This window comes from Microcoleus sp. FACHB-1515 (assembly GCF_014696105.1).
In the GTDB taxonomy this organism is placed as follows: Bacteria; Cyanobacteriota; Cyanobacteriia; order Elainellales; family Elainellaceae; genus JAAUTJ01.
Genome location: NZ_JACJPO010000051.1, coordinates 1 through 3,865, shown reverse-complemented (window position 1 = coordinate 3,865; position 3,865 = coordinate 1). Strand labels below are relative to the sequence as shown.

At 55.2% G+C, this 3,865-nt stretch carries 3 protein-coding genes; 2 read left to right on the top strand and 1 reads right to left on the bottom strand.

Annotated elements, in window-relative coordinates; genetic code table 11:
• Positions 1–280 precede the first annotated feature (280 nt).
• Positions 281–1,501 (top strand): inorganic phosphate transporter, encoded by a 1,221-nt coding sequence (locus H6F67_RS17135; RefSeq protein WP_190767840.1) that lies wholly within the window; start codon positions 281–283, stop codon positions 1,499–1,501.
• Here H6F67_RS17135 and H6F67_RS17130 read toward each other — a convergent pair.
• The gene (locus H6F67_RS17130; RefSeq protein ID WP_190767839.1) at positions 1,487–1,771 is read right to left on the bottom strand and encodes a hypothetical protein; all 285 of its coding nucleotides are present in this window, start codon (positions 1,769–1,771) and stop codon (positions 1,487–1,489) included. The genes H6F67_RS17135 and H6F67_RS17130 overlap by 15 nt on opposite strands.
• A 210-nt stretch (positions 1,772–1,981) precedes the next feature.
• On the opposite strand from H6F67_RS17130, the gene H6F67_RS17125 reads away from it, so the two are divergent.
• On the top strand, positions 1,982–3,619 hold the full coding sequence (locus H6F67_RS17125) for an EamA family transporter (RefSeq protein ID WP_199304479.1): 1,638 nt from the start codon (positions 1,982–1,984) through the stop codon (positions 3,617–3,619).
• Positions 3,620–3,865: the final 246 nt, after the last annotated feature.

Genomic DNA, 3,865 nt, shown 5'->3' with positions numbered 1-3,865 from the left:
CAGCATTTGTTGCTCAGACAATTCAACAGCCAGTGCTTGAGGGGTCGGCATTGATCAGTTTTAGAGCGACAATGCCCTCATCTTAGCTGTATAACGACTTCCGCCACCCTGCACTAGATTCCTCATTCTGGATCTCTAAATCGAGCTTGGCGCTTGAGGAGCGGTGCAACTCCTACCCGCCACTAGCTCGGAAATCGAAAGTAGTTCTAACCGCGATTGCGAAGCGCTATCCGCAGGAATCGATCCTTCACTCTAAAACCATTCCTCAACAACTCGATCGATGCTCGATCGCCTCCCTCTCATCCTCGCCTGCCTCCTCGCTCTCTACGTCGCCTGCAACCTCGGAGCCAACGACGTTGCCAACTCAATGGGCACGTCCGTCGGCTCCAAAGCGATTACCCTCCGCCAAGCCCTGATCATCGCAGGCATCTTGGAGTTTACCGGGGCGATCGGGTTCGGCCAGCGCGTTTCCCAAACTTTGATCAGCGGCATCCTCGATCCCGCCCAATTCATCACCGACCCGATCGCCCTGCTGCTCGGCATGACATCCGCCCTCCTCGCCTGCGGACTTTGGCTGCAAATTGCCACCCGCCAAGGCTGGCCTGTCGCTTCTTCCCACGCGATCGTCGGCGCGACAGTGGGATTCGGCTGCATTTCGCTCGGCTTCAGTGCCGTCCGCTGGTCAACGCTGGGAATGATTTCGCTGACGTGGATTTTGACTCCGATCGCCAGCGGAACGATCGCCGCCTTGTTCTATAGCCAAGTCCGCCACTGGATTCTCAATCAGCCCAATCCGATCGCCCAGCTTCAAGAATGGCTTCCCTGGCTGAGTGCGCTGCTGGTCAGCGTATTTGGCGTGATTGTCCTGCCGCCGATCGTCCACAGCTTGCCGATCGCCCTGCCGCTGCCCGACCACGACCTGCCGATCGCGATTGGCGCAATGGCAACTGTGGCGATCGCATCCTGGCGCACCGAAGCTGTTGAAGCGCAGATGGCACGATTACAACTGCTCAGCGCTTGCTGTGTCGCCTTTGCACATGGCTCTAACGATGTCGGCAATGCAGTTGCACCTTTGGCGGCGATCGTCGCGATCGCTCAAACTCACGCTGTCCCCACCGAGTTCGCTGTGCCGCTGTGGATATTGGCGATCGGCGGTGCAGGCATCGTTCTCGGCCTCGCCGTTTGGGGAAAGAACGTGATCGCCACGATCGGATCGGGGATCATCCCCCTTCAGCCCAGCAGCGGATTTTGTGCAGAACTCGCAACCGCGACGACAATTTTGCTCGCCTCCCGCTTTGGGCTACCTGTTTCCACCTCTCATGCGCTGGTTGGAGCGGTTGCCGGAGTCGGCTTGGTGCAGCGCTGGTATGCACCAGACACACAACTGGATCGATCGATCCTCCAGCAAATTGTTTTGGCTTGGGTGCTGACCGTGCCAGCGGCGGCGGGATTGGCGATCGCCATTTTTCTGCTTTTGCGGCAGCTTCTACTGTTCTTCTAAATCACCCAGATCGATTTGGCGATTGCCCTGATTTGGATAGACGCGCGGCGGCAACAATTTCCACGCTGCCGCATCTGCCGCCCAATTGCGAAACACCTTCGGCTTGGCAAACGCCTGAGCAAAATGCCAGTTATAAATTTGCTTCCAGGCGGTCGGCCAGTTTGTCGTGTCGTCTGCTTGCTGAAGAGCGCGAACTTCTGCTTCGATCGCAGCGGCATGTTTTGCCAAAATCGCTTCCAAATCGTGAAAATGCTCTTGCGGTGTACGCACCAGTTTTCTCCCGTGAAAAATTGTTTTTCCTGTTACAGTCAATGAAATTAGCCGATGTTTTTGACATCCTGCGCTAGGGTGGCTTTGATTAAGATTGCCTGGACGATCTTGCCGCGATTGCGGGCAAACTAGCACTATCATTTCACTCGATCGAGCGCTCGACACAAAGGCAAACATCATGGGCAACGTGATTCAGGGAGCAGCACACTGATGGGGCAATCTGAAAATCAACCGATGCAGCCGGACGACCCAACCTGGAAGCTGACGCAAGACTTGCAGAACTTGCAGCAGTCGCTTGTCACAGGTTTAACGCAGGATGTGACGCGCCTCCAGGCTGAAAAATCCCGCCTGCTCAGCGACATTCAAAAACTTCAGGCACAGCAGCGATCGCTTCAGCAGAACGTCGAATTAGACTTGACGCAGCAGCAGCTTCAGCAGCAGCAAATTTGGGCAAAACAGCTTGCCCAAGCGCTTGCCACCCAGCTTCAAGCCTTGCTTGTTGAGCGCATCCAGTCAGCAGAGCAGGCTTCTTTCAATCCCACAGGCGACCCAGAAGCAACGGCGCGATCGATCGCCGCCCTCGATGCCACGCTCAACCGCATCGCCAGTTCGGTTAATCAAGACCTCAGCAGCTACCAAAGCTCGCTCTCGCAGCAGCTTAGCCGAATGCACAACCTGGAGCAGCAGGGCGAAGCCATTCTCGAAGCGCTGGTGAGCCGCCTTAATCAGCAGTTGCAGGCATCGGCTCGACCCGCACCCGTTTTGCGATCGCAGGAAGTGCCCCAGCTTCAACTGCCGCCCGCCGTCGCTCCGGTTCCGCTGCCGCCAGCGGTGCGTCAGTCTGTGCAGTCGCCTTTCCAGACTGGAGTGCTGCTCGTTTTGCTCTCAACCGTTGCGCTTTCGCTGCATAACGTTGTTGTGCGGATCATCGGATTTTCCAATCGCGTCTTTGGCTTTTATGATTTGGGCGGCTTCATCAGCCTGAATTTGGGAAACTCGATGCTGATTTTGTGGATGCGGATGATCATTGTGGTGCCGCTGATGATTTTTTTGGGAAACACGATCTATCCAGCCGCATGGCGCGATCTGCGCTCGTTTCTAGAGTCGCGCGATCGATCGATTCTTGCCGCCGTCACCAGCAGCGGATTTTTTCTGTTTCTCTCGCAGGTGTTGATCTACATTGCGATCGGGCAGGTTGGCCCCGGTGTGGCCGTGACGATTTTGTTTATGTATCCGCTGGTGACGGTGCCGCTGGCGTGGCTGCTGTTTCGCGATCGCCCCACCCGCTTGCGAATTGCGGTGATGGTGGCAATCCTTTCTGGCGTGATTCTAACGGCATTTCCCAAACTCGCAGCCAGCGAAAGTATTTCTTGGTTGGGAATTTTTGCTGCTGTTGCCGCCGGAATTTCATTTGCCTGCTATCTGATCGCCATGCAGCTTAGCTTTCGCAAACTGCATCCGGTTCCAGTCAGCATTATTCAGTTCACAACCATCTTTGTGCTGACGAGCTTGAGCTTAATTTTCTTTCCAACACGCCTCGGCCTAGATGTTTTGCCGGAAGGCCGCTTGGGTTTGATTGGGGGCGGCGTGGTGCTGGGAACGTTGACTTTGGCCGGATATCTACTCAACAACTATGGTGTCCGCTATCTCGGTGCAGCGCGAGCGTCGATCATTGCCTCTAGCGGTCCCGTACTCACCGCGCTGCTTGCATTTGTCATTCTTCCAGGCGATCCGAGCAATGCGCTACAACGAATTCAATGGTTGGGCATTTTGATCGTGACGCTGGGCGTGTTGGCCTTGAGCTTTGAGAAGCTGCTGATGCAGCGACGGGCAAAGCCAGTAGGATAACCAATGCGTTTGATTCCAGCAAAAGACCCAGTGCTGTTACTAAGCGGCTGGGTCTTTTCTCATTGCTTTTTCGATGCTAGAGCGTGTTTTCAACATTTTGGAACGGTGATCCCCTCAAAGTCCCCCTTGTTAAGCAGGGCTGATTCGTTGGCTGTAGAAAAATGATAATCAAAGGGTTGCTCGTTGTTTGACCATGCAGCCGACCAGTTTGATTGAAGCGCTCAAGCAAGTCCCTGACTTCCGTAG